Origin of the sequence: Streptomyces mirabilis (genome assembly GCF_018310535.1) — a bacterium.
Taxonomy (GTDB): domain Bacteria; phylum Actinomycetota; class Actinomycetes; order Streptomycetales; family Streptomycetaceae; genus Streptomyces.
Map to the genome: position 1 here is coordinate 202,763 of NZ_CP074102.1, position 16,938 is coordinate 219,700.

16 protein-coding genes are annotated in these 16,938 nt (G+C 69.8%); all 16 read right to left on the reverse strand.

Annotated features, from left to right (window positions below; translation table 11 throughout):
• Positions 1-6 precede the first annotated feature (6 nt).
• The 16 genes from ispG to SMIR_RS00940 all read right to left on the reverse strand — a co-directional run bounded on the left by ispG (position 7) and on the right by SMIR_RS00940 (position 16,915).
• A complete protein-coding gene (gene ispG, locus SMIR_RS00870; RefSeq protein WP_168498222.1) occupies positions 7-1,164 on the reverse strand; it encodes a flavodoxin-dependent (E)-4-hydroxy-3-methylbut-2-enyl-diphosphate synthase in 1,158 nt (385 codons plus the stop codon).
• 4 nt (positions 1,165-1,168) lie between these two features.
• The gene (gene hpnH, locus SMIR_RS00875) at positions 1,169-2,191 is read right to left on the reverse strand and encodes an adenosyl-hopene transferase HpnH (RefSeq protein WP_075030350.1); all 1,023 of its coding nucleotides are present in this window, start codon (positions 2,189-2,191) and stop codon (positions 1,169-1,171) included.
• Between the two features lie 5 nt (positions 2,192-2,196).
• A complete protein-coding gene (locus SMIR_RS00880; RefSeq protein WP_168498220.1) occupies positions 2,197-2,838 on the reverse strand; it encodes a phosphorylase family protein in 642 nt (213 codons plus the stop codon).
• A complete protein-coding gene (gene shc / locus SMIR_RS00885; RefSeq protein ID WP_168498218.1) occupies positions 2,838-4,862 on the reverse strand; it encodes a squalene--hopene cyclase in 2,025 nt (674 codons plus the stop codon). The genes SMIR_RS00880 and shc overlap by 1 nt, the downstream gene beginning before the upstream one ends.
• A 111-nt stretch (positions 4,863-4,973) precedes the next feature.
• Complete coding sequence (locus SMIR_RS00890; RefSeq protein WP_079064752.1) at positions 4,974-6,101, reverse strand: polyprenyl synthetase family protein; 1,128 nt, start codon at positions 6,099-6,101, stop codon at positions 4,974-4,976.
• On the reverse strand, positions 6,101-7,516 hold the full coding sequence (gene hpnE, locus SMIR_RS00895) for a hydroxysqualene dehydroxylase HpnE (protein WP_212726309.1): 1,416 nt from the start codon (positions 7,514-7,516) through the stop codon (positions 6,101-6,103). The genes SMIR_RS00890 and hpnE overlap by 1 nt, the downstream gene beginning before the upstream one ends.
• Positions 7,513-7,653 carry a DUF6380 family protein gene (locus tag SMIR_RS44755; RefSeq protein ID WP_382119283.1) on the reverse strand — a complete coding sequence of 47 codons (141 nt, stop codon included), beginning with the start codon at positions 7,651-7,653 and terminating at the stop codon, positions 7,513-7,515. Before SMIR_RS44755 ends, hpnE begins: the two co-directional genes overlap by 4 nt.
• Positions 7,653-8,603 (reverse strand): presqualene diphosphate synthase HpnD, encoded by a 951-nt coding sequence (hpnD, locus tag SMIR_RS00900; RefSeq protein ID WP_168498216.1) that lies wholly within the window; start codon positions 8,601-8,603, stop codon positions 7,653-7,655. Before hpnD ends, SMIR_RS44755 begins: the two co-directional genes overlap by 1 nt.
• Positions 8,600-9,502, reverse strand: a complete 903-nt coding sequence (gene hpnC, locus SMIR_RS00905) for a squalene synthase HpnC (protein ID WP_212726310.1) — start codon at positions 9,500-9,502, stop codon at positions 8,600-8,602. Before hpnC ends, hpnD begins: the two co-directional genes overlap by 4 nt.
• A gap of 367 nt (positions 9,503-9,869) precedes the next feature.
• Complete coding sequence (locus tag SMIR_RS00910; protein WP_422664383.1) at positions 9,870-10,730, reverse strand: ABC transporter ATP-binding protein; 861 nt, start codon at positions 10,728-10,730, stop codon at positions 9,870-9,872.
• A complete protein-coding gene (locus SMIR_RS00915) occupies positions 10,636-11,565 on the reverse strand; it encodes an ABC transporter permease (protein WP_168498210.1) in 930 nt (309 codons plus the stop codon). The genes SMIR_RS00910 and SMIR_RS00915 overlap by 95 nt, the downstream gene beginning before the upstream one ends.
• A gap of 120 nt (positions 11,566-11,685) precedes the next feature.
• On the reverse strand, positions 11,686-12,558 hold the full coding sequence (locus SMIR_RS00920) for a glycosyltransferase family 2 protein (RefSeq protein WP_422664502.1): 873 nt from the start codon (positions 12,556-12,558) through the stop codon (positions 11,686-11,688).
• Positions 12,559-12,566: 8 nt separating this feature from the next.
• Positions 12,567-13,346, reverse strand: coding sequence for a CDP-alcohol phosphatidyltransferase family protein (locus SMIR_RS00925; protein ID WP_168498206.1), 780 nt, complete (start codon positions 13,344-13,346; stop codon positions 12,567-12,569).
• Entirely contained in the window at positions 13,324-14,385 is a 1,062-nt protein-coding gene (locus SMIR_RS00930) for an iron-containing alcohol dehydrogenase family protein (protein ID WP_168498204.1), read from the reverse strand. The genes SMIR_RS00925 and SMIR_RS00930 overlap by 23 nt, the downstream gene beginning before the upstream one ends.
• Positions 14,373-15,125 (reverse strand): phosphocholine cytidylyltransferase family protein, encoded by a 753-nt coding sequence (locus tag SMIR_RS00935; protein ID WP_168498202.1) that lies wholly within the window; start codon positions 15,123-15,125, stop codon positions 14,373-14,375. The genes SMIR_RS00930 and SMIR_RS00935 overlap by 13 nt, the downstream gene beginning before the upstream one ends.
• A complete protein-coding gene (locus SMIR_RS00940; RefSeq protein WP_168501469.1) occupies positions 15,122-16,915 on the reverse strand; it encodes a DUF5941 domain-containing protein in 1,794 nt (597 codons plus the stop codon). The genes SMIR_RS00935 and SMIR_RS00940 overlap by 4 nt, the downstream gene beginning before the upstream one ends.
• Positions 16,916-16,938 lie beyond the last annotated feature (23 nt).

Consider the following 16,938-nt stretch of genomic DNA (forward strand, 5'->3'; position numbering starts at 1 on the left):
TGCTGATCAGCTCACGGTGACGGCGGGTTCGCCGGAGGCGACGCCGTCCTGCTCCATCTGCTCGGCGATCTTCATCGCTTCCTCGATGAGGGTCTCGACGATCTTCGACTCGGGCACGGTCTTGATGACCTCGCCCTTGACGAAGATCTGCCCCTTGCCGTTGCCGGAGGCGACCCCCAGGTCCGCCTCCCGCGCCTCGCCGGGGCCGTTGACGACGCAGCCCATGACCGCTACGCGCAACGGGACCTCCATCCCCTCCAGACCGGCCGTGACCTCGTCGGCCAGCTTGTAGACGTCGACCTGGGCGCGTCCGCAGGACGGACACGAGACGATCTCCAGGCGGCGCTGCTTCAGGTTCAACGACTCAAGGATCTGGAGGCCGACCTTGACCTCCTCTGCGGGCGGGGCGCTCAGGGAGACCCGGATGGTGTCCCCGATGCCCGCGCTGAGCAGTGCCCCGAAGGCGACGGCGGACTTGATCGTGCCCTGGAACGCCGGACCGGCCTCCGTCACACCGAGGTGCAGCGGGTAGTCGCACTGGGCCGCCAGCTGCCGGTACGCGTTGACCATCACCACCGGGTCGTTGTGTTTCACCGAGATCTTGATGTCCCGGAACCCGTGTTCCTCGAAGAGGGACGCCTCCCACAGCGCCGACTCGACCAGCGCCTCGGGGGTCGCCTTGCCGTACTTCTGCAGCAGCCGCCGGTCGAGCGACCCGGCGTTGACCCCGATCCGGATCGGCGTCCCGGCGTCCGAGGCGGCCCGTGCGATCTCGCGGACCTTGTCGTCGAACTGCTTGATGTTGCCCGGGTTCACCCGCACCGCGGCGCAGCCCGCGTCGATGGCCGCGAACACGTACTTGGGCTGGAAGTGGATGTCCGCGATCACCGGGATCTGGGACTTGCGGGCGATGGTCGCGAGGGCGTCCGCGTCGTCCTGCGTGGGACAGGCGACGCGCACGATCTGGCAGCCGGACGCGGTGAGTTCCGCGATCTGCTGCAGGGTGGCACCGATGTCCGACGTACGCGTCGTCGTCATCGACTGCACCGAAACGGGTGCTCCGCCCCCGACCGCCACCGTTCCGACCTGGATCCGCCGCGACACACGGCGTTCGGCGATCGGTCGGACCGGCACCTCGGGGAGGCCCAAGGAAACGGCGGTCATGTCGTCACCCGCGGCTTTCCGTGAAGGTCTCGCGGGCGGCGCGCAGCGACTCCTTGAGGGAGCCCATCGTGGCGAGGACGGCGGTCGGTTCGTAGCCGCAGTGCGCCATGCAGTTCGCGCACCGCTCGTCCTTCCCGCGCCCGTAGGAGTCCCAGTCGGTGTCCTCCAGGAGCTGCTTGTACGTCTGCACGTACCCGTCGCTCATCAGGTAGCAGGGTCGCTGCCAGCCGAAGAGCGAGTAGCTGGGGATCGCCCATGCGGTGCACGGGAAGTCGACCTTGCCTTCCAGGAAGTCCAGGAAGAGCGGGCTCTGGTTGAGCCGCCAGCGGCGGCGGTTGCCGCCCGAGAAGGCCTTCTTGAACAGCTCCCGGGTCTGCTGGACGCCGAGGAAGTGCTCCTGGTCGGGTGCCTTCTCGTAGGCGTAGGCGGGCGAGAGCATCATCTCGTCCACCTTCAGGTCGTCATTGAGGAAGTTGAGGACCTCGATGACGGTCTGCGGGGTGTCGGTGTTGAAGAAGGTCGAGTTGGTGGTGACCCGGAAGCCGCGCCGCTTGGCCTCCTTGATGGCCGCGACCGCCTCGTCGAAGGTGCCTTCCTTGGCCACCGACTCGTCGTGCCGCTCGCGCAGCCCGTCGATGTGCACGGCCCAGGCGAAATACGGCGAGGGCTTGAACTTGTCCATCTTCTTGCGCATCAACAGCGCGTTCGTGCACAGGAAGACGAATTTCTTCTTGGCCACCAACTGCCGCACGATCTCGTCGATCTGCGGGTGCATCAGCGGCTCGCCGCCGGCGATGGACACCATCGGCGCGCCGGATTCGAGGACCGCGCCCACGGCCTGGGCAACGGGCATGCGCTGCTTGAGCACCCCCGCCGGGTGCTGGATCTTGCCGCAGCCCTCGCATTTGAGGTTGCAGGCGAAGAGGGGTTCCAACTCGACCAGCAGCGCGAACTTGTCCCGCTTCCTGAGCTTCTGTTCAAACAGGTACGCAGCGACCTTCATGGACTGCCGAAGCGGCATGGCCATCTGGCTCACCTCCGGGGGAGCAACAAAGAACGGTGCCATTCAAAGAAAGCGGGAAGGACGGCACGAAGAACACGGAAAGCTGATATTCCACCGCGTACTGTGCCGATTCGGACGAGTTCATGTTCTGGAGCGTCCACGACCACCCGTACGGCCGCAACCGGGCGCACGCCCGCACGTACGGCGCTGTGGAGCGTGGCCGCGGATTCCATGTCGACCGCGATCGCGCCGGTCGCGAGCAGTTCCGACCGCTCGTGACCTCGGACGACGTGATCGGAGCCGGTGAGTGGCCCGGTGTGGACGGTGCGCCCGGGCACGGTGCGCACGAGTTCCTTGACGAGCAGTTCGGTGCCCACGCACGGAATGCTGCCGCGTGGGTCCCGGGTCTCCTCGGCGACCACCAGGTCACCGGGGTGCATGCCCGGGGCAAGCCCCGCGCAGAAGCCCGTGGCCAGGACGGCGGCCTCACTCAGCGCCGGGTCGGCCAGGACCCGGGTGAGAGAGCGTTCGGCTGCCTTGGGACCCATGCCGGTGCGCAGCACGGTGACGGGCCCGTCGGCCCCGCTACGGTCGCCGCTGCGCAGGGCGAGATGCTCGATGCCGAGCGCGCAGGCGATCAGCAGCGGGGCCGGATCGGGCTTCGTGCTCATCAACCCCCCTTGACCTCGGCGAACGACTCGCCGTGTACGAAGCTCGGTTCGCCGTGGACATAGCGGCCGAGCGCGGTGAGCGGGAAGACCTGCCGGTAGAGGTGGTAGTTGATCGAGAAGTCCCACGGGAACCCGGTGCCGGTGAAGTACGGCTCGTCCCAGGAGCCGTCCGCCAGCTGGGTCTCCGCGAGCCAGGCGATCCCGCGTTCCACCGCCTTGGAGTCCCGCTCCCCCGCGGCCAGCAGGGCGAGCAGCGCCCAGCCGGTCTGAGAGGCGGTCGAGGCGCCGCGTCCGCTCCACTCGGCGACCTCGTGGTAGGAGCGCAGGTCCTCACCCCAGCCGCCGTCGTCGTTCTGGACGGTTTCCAGCCAGGCGACGGCCCGGCGGATCGCCGGATGCGAGGCGGGCAGTCCGGCGGCCACGAGCGCCGGGAGCACCGACCCCGTTCCGTAGACGTAGTTGACGCCCCAGCGGCCGAACCACGAGCCGTCCGGCTCCTGGTGGGCGAGCAGCCACTCGATGCCCCGGCGGGTGCGCGGGTCGTGCGAGAGCCCCTCGACCGCGAGCATCTCCACCACATGAGCGGTGACGTCGGCGGACGGCGGGTCGATGACCTCCCCGAAGTCGCAGAACGGGAGCCGGTTGGGGAAGGCGCTGGTGTTGTCGACGTCGAAGGCGCCCCAGCCGCCGTCCTTGGACTGCATGCCGAGGTTCCAGCGCACCCCGCGCCCGATGGCGTGCTCGACGCGCTCCGGGTCGTGGTGGCGGACGCGGCGCAGCGCGAGGGCGACCTCGGCGGTGTCGTCGATGTCGGGGTAGTTGTCGTTGTGGAACTCGAAGGCCCAACCCCCGGGCGGAAGGTGGGGCCGCTTCACCGCCCAGTCCCCGGGCCGCACGATCTCCTCACCGAGCATCCAGTCCGCGGCCTTCACCAGCTGCGGATGGTCGGCGGGCAGACCCGCGTCGGCGAGCGCGATGGTGGCGAGGCAGGTGTCCCAGACCGGCGACTGACAGGCCTCGATCATCCGGGCCCCGTCCTCGCGCCAGACGGCGAACCGGTCCAGCGACGCCAACCCCTCACGCATCACGGGGTGTTGGAGGTCGTAGCCGAGCAGGTGCAGCGCGATGACCGAGTACACCGCGGGTGGCTGGATGCCGCCCCAGCAGCCGTCGTTCTCCTGCCGTTCGATGATCCAGCGCGCCGCCGTGTTCATCGCGGCCCGGCGCAGCCGACGTGGGACGACCTTGCGGTACTGGTGCAGGGCCTTGTCGAGACGCTGGAAGACCCCGTCCCAACTCGCCACGGGAGCAAGGGGTTTGACCGGGTTGGGGTCGCGGGCGTCGGTGTGCAGCTCGTCGAGCGGGAACGGCGCGGGTCGCACCGGGCGCTTCGCCGAGACGATGGTCAGCGGCACGATCGTCTGCCGCGCCCAGCAGCCGAAGTCGTAGATGTTGAGCGGCATCCACTTCGGGAAGTAGATGAGTTCCGGAGGGAGTTCGGGCAGGTCGTCCCACTTCCACCAGCCGAACAGAGCGAGCCAGATCCGGGTGAAGACGCGGGCCGAGGCGATGCCGCCCCGCTCGCGGATCCAGGCGGCCGCCCTCGCCATGTGCGGCTCGTCCGGGCCGTCCCCGGCCAGCCGCAGGGCGACGTACGCCTCGATGGTGGTGGAGAGTTCGCCTGGGCCGCCGTAGAAGGTGGCCCAGGTGCCGTCCTCGCGCTGCTCGCCGCGGATGAACAGTCCGGCGGCGCGTGTGGTCGTCTCGTCGCGGATTCCCAGGAACTGACGGAGGAGCAGGTCCTCGGCGTCCATCGTGACGTTCGTCTCGAGGTCGCCCTTCCACCAGCCCTCCGCGTCCTGCCGCGAGAGCAGGAAATCGGTGGCGCGCTGTATGGCGTGCGTGGCGACGTCTCGGGTCTCGACTGCCCCGGCCGCCACGGGAGTCGTCTCTGGGTGGATTTCGCTGGCCGCGGCAGCGCGGGGCGGCAGTGCCCCGGTGCTTCCGTCGGTCGTCGCTGTCATGGCTTCCCCTTCGTGCAGTGGTACGTCTCTGCTGGGTCCGCCGTCGGCCGGTGCGTCGTTGTCCCGCGGCACCGGCCGGCGACTACGCGAGGTTTATTCGACCGATAGTGATCATCTCTTCCGTACGACGACGAAGTCGGCGAGCGCCACGAGCTGGGCCCGCACCTGGTCGGGCATCTCCACGGCGTCCAGGGCTTCGATGGCGATGGTGTGCTGGCGGCGAGCCTCCTGGGCGGTCCACTCGCGGCCGCCCGCCTCCTCGATGAGCGCGGCGCGCACGGCGAACTCCTCCTCGGAGAAGTTCTCGAAGTCGCTGGCCTTGGCGTCCTCGGCGAGCAGCTCACCGAGCCGCTCGGAGGCGGGCCCGCCCGCGGCGAGCGCGGCCACGACCGGCAGGGACTTCTTGCGCTGGCGCAGATCGCTCCAGGTCTGCTTGCCGGTGGCCTCCGGGTCGCCCCAGATGCCGAGGAGGTCGTCGACGGCCTGGAAGGCCAGGCCGAGGTGGTAGCCGTACTTCTCCAGCGTGTCAGCGGTACGGTCGTCCGCGCCGCCGAGGACCGCGCCGATGGAGCAGGCGCAGGCGAGCAGGGCGCCCGTCTTGTTGCCCTCCATCTCCAGGCACTCCTCGACGCTGACGCGGTCACGGTGCTCGTAGGAGATGTCCTGCGCCTGACCGTCGATGAGGGCGCGGGTCGCGCTGGTCAGCCGGCGGGTGGCGCGGCCGGCCTCGACGGTGCCGAGTTCGAGGAGGATCTCGTTGGCCAGCGCGAACAGGGCGTCGCCGACGAGGATCGCCTGGGCGGGGCCGTGCACCTTCCAGACGGTGTCGCGGTGGCGGCGCTGTTCGTCGCCGTCCATCAGGTCGTCGTGCAGCAGCGAGAAGTTGTGCACCAGCTCGACCGCGACCGCGCCGGGCACGCCGACCTCGGGGGCGGCACCGGCGGCCTGCGCGGAGAGCACGGCCAGCGCGGGGCGCACGGCCTTGCCGCCGTCGCCGTCCGCGGGGTTGCCCTGGGCGTCGATCCAGCCGAAGTGGTAGGCGGCGACGGTGTCCATGGGCGACGCCAGGCGGTCGACGGCCGCCTTCAGCACCGGTGTGGCCAGGGTCCGGCCGCGCTCCAGGAGCGCGGTCACGTCCACCGCGTCGGCAGCCTTGTCGGCCGGGGGCACAGTGGGCACAGTCTCTCCTCTTGTTGCGGTACCGGGGGTGCGGGGGTCTGCCGCGCGCTCGTCGAGCATCAGGCCGCCTCCTCGAACGCGAGGAGGTGGTCGCGGGGCCGGCCCAGGGCGCCGAGTGCGGCTCGCGCCGCACCGACACCGCTGCGGACCGCACTCTCCATGGTCGCGGGCCACCCGGTGGCGGTCCACGCGCCGGCCAGATACAGGCCGGGGGCTCTGGTGCGGACGCCGGGCCGCAGCCGCCCGACGCCTGGGGTGGGGGCGAACGTCGCGGTGCGCTCCCTGGTCACGAAGAAGTCCTTCACCTCCGCGCCGCGCGCGGCGGGCAGCAGCCGCTCCAGCTCCGGCAGATAGCGCTCACGCAGGACGGCGACGGGTTCGTCGATCTCGTCCTGGGCGGCCGACTGCGACAGGGCGAGATACTGCCCTTCCCGCAGTCCAGACGCGTCGGTGCGGTCGAAGACCCACTGCACCGGGGAGCCGAGGGCGGCGAAGAACGGTCGCGCGAGCACCTTCCGGTCGTAGACGACATGGATGTTGAGGATCGGCGCGGTGCCGATCTCCAGCAGCCGTTCGGGGGCGTCGAGCGCTCCCTCGGGCAGCAGATCGTGGGCCTCGCGCTGGGGTACGGCGAGGACGACGGTGTCGGCCTCGAGCGTCTCGCCGGGAACCTGAACGCTCCAACGCCCGTTCTCGTTAAGGGAGATGGAGGTGACGCGTGTACGGACTTCGGTACGCACGCCCGCGGAGTCGAGCGCCTTGCGGGCCAGTGTGTCGTGCAGTTCGCCCAGCGGGACGCGGGCCCAGCCGATGTCGGCCGCGCCCGGGTCGGACAGCAGACCGGTCTTGAACACCATCGCGGCGAGCCCGAGCGAGGAGTCGCCGGCCACCGCGTTGAGGGTGGCGACCCCCACCAGGTCCCACAGTGCCTCGACGGCACGCTCCGACTGACCGTGTTCGGCGAGCCATTGGCCGAAGTTCTGGTCGTCGAGGGCCGGATCGTCGAGATCGAGCGCTTTGAGCGCCAGTGCGGCACGGCCGACCTTGGCGCGCTCAGCGAGCGACAGATGCTGATACGTCGCCAGGCTGCGCGCGAGATGCAGCGGTACGGGCAGCGCGCTGCGGCCGATTCTGCCGAGCCGCCGCCCGGGTTTCGCCTCGGCGTCGAGAACCGGCACGTCGAGACGATCCTGCAGAGGCGCGAGAGAGGCCCCGTCGATGCGGTCGAGGAACCAGCGGTAGGCGGTGCAGCAGCGCAGATACACATGCTGTCCGTTGTCCACGGTGAGTTCGCCGCGCTGGAAGGAGAAGGCGAGCCCGCCGAGCCGCGGCCGGCCTTCGAGCAGGGTGACACGTACCCCGGCGTCGGCCAGCGCGAGCGCGGCGGTGATTCCCGCCAGCCCGCCGCCGACCACCACGGCGGCAGCCCCTTCAGGGCGGCCCGAAGTCCCCGCGGGCTGCGTGTCCTCGCTCATCGTGCACCCTCCCCAGCGGCCGTGCCGCGGTGATTGAACGGTGCACGGCAGGCCATCGCAGTCAGGGACGCCACCCGGTGCCGGAGGGTTGCGTGCCGCTTTTCGCCGATGGAATCACCTTGGCCCATATTGTCCATCAGGTACGCCTCCTGACGGTACGCCGCGAAACATGCCGGGCGTCCAGACCGGAGAGGCCGCGCACGGCGACATACGCCTTCTCGCGCCCCGGCAACGAGACGCGGCCGCGCAGCACGGCCTCCGGCTCGCGCTCGATGCGGTCGAGGAGCCGCCGGTAGATGCCGGCCATGGCCGCGACACAGGCGCCGCTGCGCCGGTCGAGCATGGGCAGCAGCCGGTAGCCCTCGGCGAAAAGGGTGCGGGCCCGTCGCACCTCGAAGTGGACGAGGCCCGCGAAGTCGGAGCCCTCGGGCGGGGTCGGGCCGTTGAACCCGGCCGAGCAGCCGAACTTCGCGAGGTCGTCGGCGGGCAGATAGATGCGCCCGCTCGCGGCGTCCTCCCGTACGTCCCGCAGGATGTTGGTGAGCTGGAGCGCGAGCCCGAGCGTGTCCGCATACTCCGGCGCGCGCTCGGCGCCGCGCGCCCCCGGTTCCGTACCGAACACACCGAGCGAGAGCCGCCCGATCGCCCCGGCCACGCACCGGCAGTAGACCTTCAGGTCGTCCCAGGTCTCGTACGTCTCACCGCGTACGTCCATCAGGACGCCGTCGATGAGTTCGTCGAGGCCGCCCAGCGGCACCGGGAAGTACGCGGCGGTGTGGCTGAGGGCGACCGCGACCGGATCGGTGTCGTCCTCGTCGACCCGGCCCTCGCGGACCCGGGCGAGCAGCGCCCGGGTGTCCTCGAGCCGCGCCGCCTTCACATCCGGCGCCAGCGCGCCGTCGCCGATGTCGTCGACACGCCGTGAGAACGCGTAGAGCGCCGACATCGCACGACGCTTGGGCGTCGGCAGAAGTCTGATGCCATAGGCGAAATTACGAGCCTGCTGACCGGTCACTGCCTCGCAGTAGCTGTAAGCGGCGAGTACCGGTGCGGACACGTGTTGTTCCGACTCCACGGTCCGGATCACCCCTCTCCTCGCAGAGTCACTCCCACCTCGCGCAGCAACTGGAGCTTGCCGGGCTTGGGCGGGCCGGGAAGTACGTCGTATTCAGCGGCGGCGATCGCACGGATCGTCGCCCTTCCCCCTGCCACGAACCCCGCGAGCAGCAGCTTCAACCTGCCGTGGACGCTACCCACGAGGGGGGTGCCTTCATTCAGGAGGTGGAGCGCGCGTTCTGCTTCGTATGCAACCAGCGCGCGCACCGATGCGCCTGCTGTGGCCATGGCGAGATCCGCCTCCTGGACATGGAAGCGCTTCATGTCCTCGGCCGGCAGGTAAATGCGGTCGCGGCCGAGGTCCTCTGCGACGTCCTGGAGGTGCTCGACGATCTGCAGCGCCGTGCACACCGCGTCCGAGCGGCGAATCCGCTCGGGCGTGGAGGTGCCGGTGACGGACAGCACCAGGCGGCCGACGGGGTTGGCGGACAGCTCGCAGTAAGACACGAGGTCGTCATAGGTCTCGTACCGCTTGATCAGCTGGTCCTGGCGGTTGGCCGCGATCAGCCCGAGGAAGGGTTCGGGGGTGAGGTCCGCGCGGCGGACCGTGGGCTGCAGGCGGCGCAGCAGCGGGTGGTGCGGCGTCGAGTCGAACACGCGCCGCAGGTCGGCCTCGAAGGCGTCCAGGAGTACGAGACGGTCCTCGGCCTCTTCGGGCGACACGCCGAGCAGCCTGGCGTCCGCGCCACCCGGGGCGAGGTCACCGTCACCGATGTCGTCGACGAGGCGGGCGAAGCCGTAGACGGCCATCAGATCGTCGCGCCAGGCCTGGGGCAGGAAGAAGGGAGCCACGGGGAAGTTCTCGCCCGCGGCCTTGTCGAGCGTTCCGCGCTCCGTCTCACCAGTGCGCGCCGTACCGGCTTGGGTCACCGCTCGCCGCCCGGCGCGGGGACGGCACACGCGTCGCGGAGCTGGAGAGTTTCCGTAGCCATTGCCGTCACATCTCCCGTTCTACACTGCCGACCCAATAGTGCCCATTTCGGACACGCCGCCCGGGACTCCGCGCGGCGCGCCGGTGCCGGGTGTCGCGCAGTATCGCCCCACTTGCCGCGATTCAGCACCGGTACAGCTTACGTTGTACAACGCAGCGAGGTTCGTCGGGGTGTCCCGCACATCACAACAACACACCGATTGGTGTCAAGATTCCTAAGGCCAGCAGGAGTTGGCGTTTCCTTTGCAGACGCAGGGCCCCGCCGAACCGTTGCGGCGGGGCCCTGGGCATTGCGGGCGTTGCGGGCTACTTGCCCGTGAACTTCTCGTACTCCTTGAGGACCTCTTCGGTCGGTCCGTCCATCCGCAGCTCACCGCGCTCCAGCCAGAGCACGCGGTCGCAGGTGTCGCGGATCGACTTGTTGTTGTGGCTGACCAGAAACACCGTGCCCGCGCTCTTGCGCAGCTCACGGATCCGCTCCTCGGAGCGCCTCTGGAAGGAACGGTCTCCGGTGGCGAGAGCCTCGTCGATCATGAGGACGTCGTGGTCCTTGGCGGCCGCGATGGAGAAGCGCAGCCGCGCCGCCATGCCGGAGGAGTAGGTGCGCATCGGCAGGGTGATGAAGTCGCCCTTCTCGTTGATGCCCGAGAAGTCGACGATCTCCTGGTAGCGCTCCCTGATCTGCTCGCGGGACATGCCCATCGCGAGCCCGCCCAATATGACGTTGCGTTCGCCCGTGAGGTCGTTCATCAGGGCCGCGTTCACGCCGAGCAGCGAGGGCTGGCCGTCGGTGTAGACCTTGCCCTTCTCGGCGGGCAGCAGACCGGCGATGGCGCGCAGGAGCGTGGACTTGCCGGAGCCGTTGGAGCCGATCAGGCCGATGGCCTCGCCGCGGTAGGCCGTGAAGGAGACGCCCTTGACGGCGTGCACCTTGCGTACGCCCCGCTCCTCGCCGCGCTTGATGATGCGGCTGAGAGCGGCGGTGGCGCTGCCCTTGCCGGTCTTGGCGCCGTTCACGCGGTAGACGATGTGCAGCTCGTCCGCGATGACGGTCGGGATGTGGGATGTCTGCTCAGCCACGGCCGTACCTCTCTTCCGCCTTCCAGAAGTACACGAACCCGCCGGCGGCGGCGACCACGGCCCAGAAGGTGGCGATGGCCCACACATGGGGCGGCAGGTGGGAGGCGCCGTAACCGTCGATGAGGGCGAAGCGCATCAGGTCCATGTAGATCGCGGCCGGGTTCACCTGGAGCGCGCGGATGAACCACTCGGGCCGTCCGACGAGCATGTTGCTGATGGAGAACATGACGCCCGAGGTGTACATCCAGGTGCGCAGGATGAACGGCATCAGCTGGGCGAGGTCCGGCGTCTTGGCGCCCAGGCGCGCCACGATCAGCGCGAGGCCGGTGTTGAAGAGGAACTGCAGCACCAGCACCGGGACGATCAGCAGCCAGGACAGACCTGGCGCGCTGCCGAAACCGATCACCACGACGAACAGCACGATCATCGAGAACAGCAGCTGCTGGAGTTGCTGGAGCGCGAAGGAGATGGGCAGCGAGGCGCGCGGGAAATGCAGCGCGCGCACCAGCCCCAGGTTCCCGGAGATCGCGCGGACGCCCGCCATGATCGAGCTCTGCGTGAAGGTGAAGACGAAGACACCGGTCACCAGGAACGGAATGTAGGTGTCGTGCGACATGCCCCGGCTGGCCTTGAGGATCACGCCGAAGATGAAGTAGTACACGGCCGCGTTCAGCAGCGGCGTCGCCACCTGCCACAGCTGGCCGAGCTTGGCCTGGCTGTACTGCGCGGTGAGTTTCGCCTGCGAGAAGGCAAGGATGAAATGCCGCCGCCCCCACAGCTGACGCACGTACTCGACGAGTCCGGGCCGGGCGCCGCTGACCGCGAGCCCGTACTTGGCGGCCAGGTCGGCCGCGGAGAACCCGTCATCGGGGGACGGACGGTCGCTCACCGCGACAGTTCCGTCATGCGTTGTCTCACTCACAAATGGAAACTTTCGTCTTCATGATGCGCACGGCCTGGTGGGGCAGGGGCTGGAGGCACGGGACCGCAGTACGGCGAACGTGCTCCCGGGAACGAGCTTGTCAGATGGTGTAGCCGCTTGTCAGATGACAGGAGGACGACCGAGGCGCGTCAGCCGCCACACCGTACGCCACTTCATGGGACGCCGGGGCCCGCAGGAACTGGTCCAGCCCTCCTTGAAACCGCCGAACCACGCCTTCAGGGCAGGTCCCGAGGGACGGCGGGCCAGGGTCAGGAGCATCCAGACGCCGAGGTAGACGGGGACGAGCGGCGCGGGAAGGTTTCGGCGCGCGAGCCAGACGCGGTTGCGGGCCACCATGCGGTGGTACACCGCATGCCGCGAAGGGGCGGTCGTGGGGTGGTACAGCACCATGTCGGACCGGTAGTCGATCATCCAGCCCGAGTCGAGGGCCCGCCATGCCAGGTCGGTTTCCTCGTGGGCGTAGAAGAACTCGTCCGGAAGTCCGCCGACCTCGGCGAACACCTTCGTACGGACCGCGTTGGCGCCGCCGAGGAAGGTGGTCACGCGTGAGGAGCGCATCGGGTCGGAGGCGCGCAGCCGCGGTACGTGGCGGCGCTGGGTCTCCTTGGTCTCGGGGTCCGCGATCCGGAAGCTGATGATGCCGAGCTCGGGGTCGGCCGCGAAGGCCCGGCGGCACAGCTCGGCGGTGTCGTGGGTGGCGAGGAGGCCGTCGTCGTCGAGGAAGAGCAGGATGTCGACGTCCGTGCCACCGGGGCCGAAGGCCTCGATGCCCACGTTGCGGCCGCCGGGTATGCCGAGGTTCTCGGGCAGCTCGACGGTGCGCACGCTGCCGGGGACGTCCGGGACGGGCGAGCCGTTGCCGACCACGACCACCTCGACCCGGTCGCCGTCCTGCTTGGCGACGGAGTCCAGCAGGGCTCGGAGTTCGTCGGGGCGGTTGCCCATCGTGATGATGACCGCGCCGACCTTCATCGCCGTACTCACTTCAGCCTGCTGGAGGCGAGGATGGACACGAGGTGCAGCACGGTCTGGAGGATGGCGATGCCGGCCAGGACCGCGACGCCGAGGCGGGTGAAGAACAGGTCCCCGCGCACCGAGTCCACGATGGCCAGCACCAGGATCAGCAGGGACGCCTCGATCCCGAGGACCAGCCGGTGGAACTTCAGCGCGGCGGCGGCCTTGCGGGCCAGCGCCATGCCGGAGGAGCGCGGCTCGGACGCCGACTCCTTGACCGGCGGCAGCCCGCCCTGGTGGCGGGCGACGCCGACGAGGTCGGTCTCGGCCTTGATCAGGATCGCGCCGAGGGCCGCCAGGGTGCCGAGGAAGGCCCAGAGCCAGTCGATCCGCCCGGAACCCCAGGGGTCGGCGGCGCGCAGGCCGAAGCCGACGAGTACCGCGGCGTCGGTCAGATAGGCACCGACCCGGTCCAGGTAGACCCCGCCGAGCGAGAACTGCTTCTTCCAGCGCGCTATCTCACCGTCGACACAGTCGAGCAGCAGGTAGAGCTGGACCATGATCACACCGAGCACGGCGCCCGGGATGCCCGGCACCAGCAGGGCCGGGGCGGCGAGCACGCCGAAGACAGTCATCAGGTACGTGAGCTGGTTGGGCGTGATCCTGGTGTTCACCAGGTAGCGGTCGCAGCGCAGCGAGATCTCTCGCATGTACAGGCGTCCCGCCCAATGCTCACCGCTGCGCCGGTCCTTCACCCCTGCGGGATGAACGACGGGGCGGAGTTCAGCTACTGATGGCCTTGGCATAGTCGGAGTAGATGTCCTTGATCTGGTTGGTTTTCAGGTCGAGGTGTTCGAGGATCGTGTAGCGGCCCGGCCGGGTCTGTGGAGCGAACTCCACGACCTGCACGAACTCGTCCACGGTGAACCCGATCTCCTCGGGCAGTACCGGCAGCCCGTGCCGGTGCAGCACCTCGGCCATGTACGCCGACTGCTCGTGCGCCCCCCGCAGGTACATCGCGAAGGCCGCGCCCAGACCGCACTGCTCGCCGTGGCTCGCCGCGCGCTTGGGGAAGAGGAGGTCGAAGGCGTGGTTGATCTCGTGGCAGGCGCCCGACGAGGGCCGTGAGTCGCCCGACACCGACATGGCGATCCCGCTGAGGACCAGTGCCTCGGCGAGCACCTGAAGGAAGTCGTTGTCGCCGATGCCGCCGGGGTGGCGCAGTACGGCCTCTCCGGCCTGGCGTGCCATCGCGGCCGCGAGACCGTCGATCTTCTCGCCGTTGACACGGTTGGCCAGCTCCCAGTCCGCGATCGCGGAGATGTTGGAGACGGCGTCGCCGATGCCGGAGCGCACGAACCGTACGGGCGCGTCGCGGATCACATCGAGGTCGATGACGACCGCGATCGGGTTCGGCACACCGTAGGAGCCACGGCCCGCGTCGTTGTCGAGGGTCGCGACGGGCGAGCACAGGCCGTCGTGCGCGAGGTTGGTGGGCACGGCGACCAGCGGGAGCCCGACGCGCGCCGCGGCGAACTTCGCGCAGTCGATGATCTTGCCGCCGCCCAGGCCCACGACCGCGTCGTAGTGCCCGGCCTTGATGGCACCGGCCAGCCGGATCGCGTCGTCGAGGGTGCCGCCGCCGACCTCGTACCAGGTGGCGCCCGGCAGCGCCGGGGCGATCCGCTCGCGCAGCCTCGCGCCGGAGCCGTTGCTCACCGCGACGGCCAGCTTCCCGGAGTGCGAGATCCGCTGGTCGGAGAGCACGCTCGCCAGGTCGTCCAGGGCACCCGGGCGGATGTCGACGACGACTGGCGAGGGAATGAGCCTTGTCAGTACTGGCACGCGATCTCCCGTCCCTTGGCGAGGTCGTCGTGGTTGTCGATCTCGACCCACTTGACGTCACCGATCGGCGCCACGTCGATCTTGAAGCCGCGGTTGACGAGCTCCTGGTAGCCGTGCTCGTAGAACTGCTGCGGGTCCGTCTCCCACACCGTCTTCAGGGCGTCGGCCAGGTCGGCGGCGGCGTCGCCCTCGATGAGGGTGACGCCGATGTACTCGCCGGTGGCCTCGGTGGGCTCCATCAGCTTGGTGATCTTCCGGACGCCCTTGTCGGGGTCCACGACGACCTTCATCTCCTCGTCGGCGAGCTTCTTCACCGTGTCGAGGGCGAGGATGATGCGCTTGCCGTCGCCGCGGGCGGCCAGCAGCGTCTTCTCGACGGAGACCGGGTGCACGGTGTCGCCGTTGGCGAGGATCACACCGTCCTTGAGGGCGTCACGGCCGCACCACAGGGAGTAGGCGTTGTTCCACTCCTCGGCCTTGTCGTTGTCGATGAGGGTGATCTTGAGGCCGTACTTGGCCTCCAGGGCGTCCTTGCGGTCGTACACGGCTTCCTTGCGGTAGCCGACGATGATCCCGACCTCGGTCAGACCGATCTCGGCGAAGTTGCCGAGGGTCAGGTCCAGGACCGTGATGCTGTCCTCTACGCCCGCGGGGCCCACCGGCACGAGAGCCTTTGGGAGGCTGTCGGTGTAGGGACGCAGACGCCGTCCGGCGCCGGCCGCCAGCACGAGGCCGATCATGCGGGTTCTCCTTCATCGTGTACGGCGGGGGCCCCGGAGGACACCCAGAAGCGGATGCTCTCGACGAGCACCAGCAGCGCCACGGCCACGGCGAGCGCCGTGAGCGCGACCTTGAACTGTGCGGCGGCGAGCAGCGCGGCCAGGACGGTGACCAGCAGCGTCCTGCCTTCGTGCCCGCCGATCGCCCGCACCAGCCAGTGCGGGGGGGCTCCGGCGTTGCCGCGGATGCGGTACACCGTGTCGTAGTGATGGTAGGCGACGGCGGCCACCAGGCCGAAAGCCGCGGGAAGTGCCCCGTTCACATCGGCTTTGGCCGCCAGTACCAGAACGGTGAGGTATTCGGCGGCGCGGAAGAAGGGGGGCACCAGCCAGTCGAGGGCACCCTTGAGGGGGCGGACGACGGCGAGGGCGGACAGGAGCACGTAGCCGACGGCGCACAGGACGGTCTGCCAGCCCGCGCCCCAGAGCAGGGCCGAGGTCACCACGAGGACGCCGCCGACGGCGGCACTGACCGGCGCCGCGATACGGACCGTGCCGCGCGCCAAGCGCACCAGCAGTTCGACGAGCGGTCCGCTGTCCGCGAGATCCGCCAGCGCCTGCGCCGCCCGGTCCGTGCGCCGGGCCTTGCGGGTGAGCGAGCGCAGTACGCGGCCCGCCGTGGTGTACGTCGCGGCGAACGCGCAGCCGACGAGCAGTGCGTAGAAGGTGATGCGGGGGGTCGTCAGCGCCGTGAGGACGGCGATCATCGCCCATCGTTCACCGATGGGCAGGACTATCATCCGGCGCACCCAGACCGTCCAGCCGACGCTGTCGAGCTTGTCCGAGAGGGCGGCGGTGGGGCTGGTGTTGGCGGTGGCGTCGTGGTTCGCCTCGTTGAAGGAGAAGTCCACGACGTGCCGGCAGGTCTGCAGGATCATCGCGCCGAGCGCGAGGGCCCATACGTCGTCGCCGCCGCGGGCGGCTCCGAGGGCGAGGCCCGCGTAGTAGGCGTACTCCTTGGCACGGTCGAAGGTCGCGTCCAGCCAGGCGCCGAGCGTCGAGTACTGGAGCGAGTAGCGGGCGAGCTGCCCGTCCGTGCAGTCCAGGACGAAGGAGAACAGGAGCAGCAGCCCGGCCGCGACGAATCCGGCGCGGGTGCCGGTGGCGGCGCAGCCCGCGGCGATCAGCGCGGTGAGCAGGGAGGCGGTGGTGACCTGGTTCGGGGTCAGGCCGCGGCGGGCGCACCAGCGGGCGATGTAGCGCGAGTACGGGCTGATGCAGTACGTGGTGAAGAAGCCGTCGCGGGCCTTCACCGCGCTGCGCAGGCGTACGGCCTCGTCGTCCACGGCGGAGACGGCCTGCCGGGCCTCGTTGCGCTCCTGCGGGTCGGTGGGGACCGCGGCGACGAGCGTGCCGAGCTCGGGGCGGAACACGGCGACGCCGTCCGCGTCGAGGGCCGCGGTGAGCCGCTCGGCGAGGTTGTCGGTGGCGACGGCGAGGCTGCCGGAGGCGGAGCTCTCACGGGCCACGGCACGGGTCAGCGCCCGGCGGGCCTCGGGCTGCACCGATACGGCACCGGGCAGCGCGGAGGCCGCGAACCGCGGGTCCGTGAGGCCGAGGCGCAGGGCGTGCAGGTGCCCCACGAAGCGGGCGTCGACGACGGCGACGCGCTGGTCCGCCGGTACGGCGGCCAGCAGTGTCTCGGCGTCACCGGCTTCGCCGGCGAGCCGCACGTCGAAGCCGAGCGACCGCAGATCGCCCTCGAGCGACGATCCGGGGACCGGCTGGCCGGTGAGGATGGCGGTCGACAGCGAACTCACTCCCTGAGTGCCGA